The sequence below is a fragment of the Candidatus Zixiibacteriota bacterium genome, assembly GCA_020853795.1.
In the GTDB taxonomy this organism is placed as follows: Bacteria; Zixibacteria; MSB-5A5; order CAIYYT01; family CAIYYT01; genus JADJGC01.
The window spans coordinates 1-3,449 of the sequence record JADYYF010000089.1; the positions used below are offsets into that span (position 1 = coordinate 1).

The 3,449-nt window shown below is 56.8% G+C and carries 5 protein-coding genes; 3 read left to right on the plus strand and 2 right to left on the minus strand.

Annotated features, from left to right (window positions below):
• Both IT585_07125 and IT585_07130 read left to right on the plus strand, forming a co-directional pair.
• A partial coding sequence (locus IT585_07125; GenBank protein ID MCC6963007.1) for a butyryl-CoA dehydrogenase occupies positions 1–127 on the plus strand: 127 nt, incomplete at its 5' end.
• A gap of 3 nt (positions 128–130) precedes the next feature.
• Positions 131–877, plus strand: a complete 747-nt coding sequence (locus tag IT585_07130) for a hypothetical protein (GenBank protein ID MCC6963008.1) — start codon at positions 131–133, stop codon at positions 875–877.
• Positions 878–1,759: 882 nt separating this feature from the next.
• Here IT585_07130 and IT585_07135 read toward each other — a convergent pair.
• A complete protein-coding gene (locus IT585_07135) occupies positions 1,760–2,137 on the minus strand; it encodes an endonuclease domain-containing protein (protein MCC6963009.1) in 378 nt (125 codons plus the stop codon).
• Positions 2,138–2,220: 83 nt separating this feature from the next.
• Positions 2,221–2,592 (minus strand): sulfite exporter TauE/SafE family protein, encoded by a 372-nt coding sequence (locus IT585_07140; protein ID MCC6963010.1) that lies wholly within the window; start codon positions 2,590–2,592, stop codon positions 2,221–2,223.
• 230 nt (positions 2,593–2,822) lie between these two features.
• Here IT585_07140 and IT585_07145 point away from each other — a divergent pair.
• Positions 2,823–3,449, plus strand: a 627-nt coding sequence (locus IT585_07145) for an FAD-dependent oxidoreductase (GenBank protein ID MCC6963011.1), incomplete at its 3' end; no start/stop codon positions are given.

Genomic DNA, 3,449 nt, shown 5'->3' on the forward strand with positions numbered 1-3,449 from the left:
CAACTCCAAGGGCGCGGCGATTTACGAAGGCACGCGCGAGATTCACAAGCTGATGCAGGCGGATTATTATCTGGGTTTCCGCAGCGATCACGAGGTGCGCTGTTTGCCGCCGAAATGGGAGGGGTAGAAGTTGAAACTTCAAGCGTGTGCACTTTGTGATTGTATCACGACATTAGTTGACTCGCATATCATCCCCGAATTTGTTTATCGCAATGCAAGGGTGTACAACGAGGATCACACCTTCACCGCGTTTAGAATCGATTGTGACGGCCATGGCGAGATATTGGGAGATCGCCGGAATGGGATCTATGAAAAACTCCTGTGCGAGAAGTGCGAGTCCAAGCTTGCGGGGCTGGATGACTATGCGGCAAAAGCAATGTGGGGAGGAACAAGACTGGGGTTCTCACACGGCGAACTTGGTAGCACTGTCCATGGCATTGATTACAGGCGCATGAAGCTGTTCGAATTGTCGCTACTTTGGCGAATTGCAGTATCTCAGCGGATTGAGTTCGATAATATTCGATTGTTGACCGGCCATGAAAGGAAGTTGCGACATGCACTGCAAACGACCAGCCCTCTAAGGCAAAATGACTATGGCTGTGCTCTCGTATATCTTATTAACCCACCTACTGTTCCAATTGAACGCGCGATACTTGGCGACCAATTTAGAAATCAGGGACAAAAATGCGTTCGTCTCGTAATGGCCGGTTTCTTGTGGATCTTCGTAGTAGCCGCGGGTCTGAGATACTTCAAAGGGTCGCAGTTCTTCCTGCATGAGAATGGCACTCGAACTATTCCCAAGTATTCAAGTGTTCAGCTCATCGATTGGCTGGCTTCGTCAGACCTCATAGAGCAAGATGCGAAGCATGCCGAGTGAGCCAAAGTCTTAACCTTCGACCTCCCAACAAGCCGTCACCATATCTCAAGAGCAGAATTTGGGTCATTCACCCCGATCAATTCGTATTGGTCACCGTAGTGGCGAGCTTGCGGCGTTTTTCATGACCGGAGAATTTGGTGTGCCAACCGTGCTTTGTCGCGGCATGGATGGGCGGTTTGGCAAGGACCTGACAAGGGCACCCTCACACCCGGCCCCTCGCCCTGGCAGGGAGAGGGGAGTAGGCGTCATTCCCGCGGAGGCGGGAAACCAAGTTCGCCATGAATTCGTTGAAGTGAGGCTGCGGGGGGCGGTCGCTTCGCGCCGGGACAAGAGGAGTTCCCCCGGAGTGAGCGGCGCGCGAGAAGACGTGACGCAACGACGAAAGCCGACTGAAGTCGGCTCTACAGGGGCATTGGTTTGCGTCAGGATCGCGGGGATCCTGACCTACGAAGAGGGAGCGGCAGACATCGGCCAGAAGAACACACCCCGACTCGCGCCCGCGAGAACGGTGGCAGGCGTTATGTCTCCGTTTGCGTAGACCCGCTGTCCGCAGTGCCACATTGTGGGCGGTCGCGAGCCACCCCTCTCAAGAGGGGAATTGTCATGTTCTCATTCCTACCGTGTTCCGAACTGCAGTCTCCGCATAAACGACGAACTTGCTGACTGCCCGACCCACGACGGTGCTGCATTTTTACCTTCGCGATCTGCTGCTGTCGAATATGAGAACGGTGATGGACAGTGACGCAGCGAGGCGTCGGAAATTCCCCTCTTGAGAGGGGTGGCTCGGGCCCGGCGTTTGGTCAGTGAAGTGCGGTTGCCTATGCTCTGCGGTATGATTCTCACCACTGGTCGACGGCAAAGAAGGGCCCGAGACGGGGTGTGTTACCGTGGTCGCCGCTCATTCGCGACAATCCATTCTTCGATAGCGCGCAACACCCCCCTGAGATTGTTCCTCACATCGGCGTCCAGAAAGCGGAGCACGGCGACGCCCATCTCCTTCAGTTCCTGTTGGCGCTTCTGATCAGCCGCTTCCCTGCCTACATGCGATGCTCCGTCAATCTCAATCGCCAATTGCAGTGGTGGGCAGTAGAAATCGACTATGTAGTGGCCGATCGGCCGCTGACGGTGAAAGTCATGGCCACGCATTTGCCGACGCCTGAGTTGCTGCCACAGCAGCACCTCGGCGAGATTCCCGGCCTTCCGCAATGATCGGGCACGATGCTTTAGCTTCGGATCGTACGGCAGATGCTTGTGACGCATGACAGGTGCCTCCTCATGCCAATTCACCCACCCCGACTCGCGCCCGCGAGAACGGTGGACTTAACCGGATGCTGTCGGGCGTCTCAGTCCTTGGTGAAGAACATCTTCAGCGCGATCAGGACCAACACAACGGCGAAGGTCTTGCGCAGGAGTTGATCGGAGAGGCCGACCGCCCATTTGCCGCCGACAAAACCCCCGACGACGAAACCGGCGCAAATGATGGCCGCAGCGGGGAGGTTGACGAGACCCTTTTGGTAGTAGGCCAGCGCCGCCAACAAGCCGATCGGCGGCACCAGAAGAGCAAGCGTGGTGCCCTGGGCCAGGTGTTGGCTGAAGCCGAAGAGAAAAATGAGCGCGGGCACGATAATAATACCGCCACCGATGCCAACCAAACCGCTGAAGACTCCGGCTACCAGACCGAGGACAACTAATCCAACCGCATTAAGAGTTGTCATGCGCTTTGACTCCTTCTGCCGCGCGACTGGCGATTCAAACCGCCGCTATCATAGAGGGTCATAATCGATATGGCAAGGGCGCTCTGCGGATTTCAACGCGAACCGCCGGGCCGCCGCCGTGCAAGTGGGCGCGGGCAAAATTCCTTTACTTTTCCGGCAACGGGTATTACCTAACAGCCCACTTGCTGACGTATACAACCGGGCAGGTTTGACTCAATGAGGGATGATCTATGGCTGACAAATATGATGTAATCGTGTTAGGGGGCGGACCGGGCGGCTACGTGGCGGCAATCCGCGCCGCGCAATTGGGCGCCAGGGTCGCCTGTATCGAGGAAGACAAACTCGGCGGTATCTGCCTCAACTGGGGCTGCATTCCGACCAAGACGTTCATCGCCACCGCGCACCTGTACAAGAAGATCAAGGAAGCCGGCGAGTTCGGCATCGATCTGACCGGCACCGCGCAGATCAACATCACCAAGATGGTCGAGCGCAAGAACAAGGTCGTCAACGAGCTGGTGAGCGGGATCGGCATGCTGTTCAAGTCGTACGGTGTCACGCTCTACAACGGCTTCGGCTACTTCGAACGCAAGGACCGCATCGTCGTCGAGATGGCGAACGGTTCACAACAGGCAGTTGAGGGCGACAAGATCATCATCGCGACCGGCTCGCGCCCGATGAATATCCCGGCTTTCCCGTTCAACGGCGATACGATCATCTCCTCCGACGAACTTATCCATCCCAAGTCGTTGCCGCAGTCGCTGACGATCATCGGCGGCGGCGTGATCGGCTGCGAGTTCGCCTGCCTGTACGCCGAACTGGGCACCAAGGTCAGCGTCGTGGAAATGCTGCCGCACCTG